This is a genomic window from Microbacterium sp. Bi128 (assembly GCF_918698205.1).
The window spans coordinates 1-1269 of the sequence record NZ_CAKKMM010001439.1; the positions used below are offsets into that span (position 1 = coordinate 1).

Genomic DNA, 1269 nt, shown 5'->3' on the forward strand with positions numbered 1-1269 from the left:
GCCGATCAGATCCTCGCAGACAGCAATCACCGAGGCCCGGGTCAGCCCGGTCAGTGCCATCAACTCGGTTCCGGTGGCCACATCGGCGCCGCGGATGTGGCGCAGCACGGCCTGGGCGTTGACGCGGCGCAGCAGCTGCGGCGTGGCGGCGGCTGCGTGCGGCATCACTTCTTGACCTCTTCTGTCCCCGGACCCATAATTGTTCAGGCAATATATTTAGCTTGTATCTAAATTACCAGAAGCCCTCCCAGACCCGAAGGAATCTCCTTTGACCAACACCGCCACGCTGGCAACCCTGTCCGGTTCCGATCTCGCCGCCGACCCCAACTGGTGGCGCCAGGCATCGGTGTACCAGATCTACCCGCGGAGCTTTTCGGACTCCAACGGTGACGGACTGGGCGACATCAAGGGCATCACCGCCAAGGTCCCGTACCTGAAGGAACTCGGGATCGACGCCGTCTGGCTCTCCCCGTTCTACCCCTCGGCGCTCGCCGACGGAGGCTACGACGTCGACGACTACCGCGACGTGGACCCCAAGCTCGGCACCCTGGCGGACTTCGACGAGATGTCCGCCGCGCTGCACGCCGCCGGCATCAAGCTCATCGCCGACATCGTCCCCAACCACTCCTCGAACCGGCACGAGTGGTTCCAGGAGGCTCTGGCCTCCCCGCGCGGCTCCGCGGCCCGCGAGCGCTACATCTTCCGCGACGGCCTCGGCGAAAACGGCGAACTCGCGCCGTCTGACTGGGAATCCGTCTTCGGCGGCCCCGCCTGGGAGCGCATCACCGAGCCCGACGGCACGCCCGGGCAGTGGTACATGCACATCTTCGCCAAGGAACAGCCGGACCTGAACTGGGCCAACCGGGAAATCCGCGACGACTTCCTCAAGACGCTCCGCTTCTGGTCCGACCGCGGCGTGGACGGCTTCCGCGTCGACGTCGCCCACGCGCTGACCAAGGACCTCACCGAGCCGCTGATCTCCAAGGTGGAGCTCAGCGCCGCCAACACCGGAACGGACGGCTTCCCGGACGGCTCGCACCCGTTCTGGGACCGCGATGAAGTCCACGAGATCTACGCCGAATGGCGCGAGGTGTTCAACGAGTACAACCCGCCGCGCACCGCCGTCGCCGAGGCCTGGGTGCACGCCACCCGCCGCGCCCGTTACGCCAGCCCGGAGGGCCTGGGCCAGGCGTTCAACTTCGACCTCCTGCAGGCCGACTTCGCCGCAGGCGAGGTCCGCGAAATCATCGCCCGGAACCTCGCCGACGC

At 67.0% G+C, this 1269-nt stretch carries 1 protein-coding gene; it reads left to right on the forward strand.

The window, feature by feature from the left end:
• Window positions 1-268 precede the first annotated feature (268 nt).
• Window positions 269-1269: alpha-amylase family glycosyl hydrolase (locus LQV45_RS33495; RefSeq protein ID WP_253074602.1), on the forward strand; the 1001-nt coding region annotated here is incomplete at its 3' end.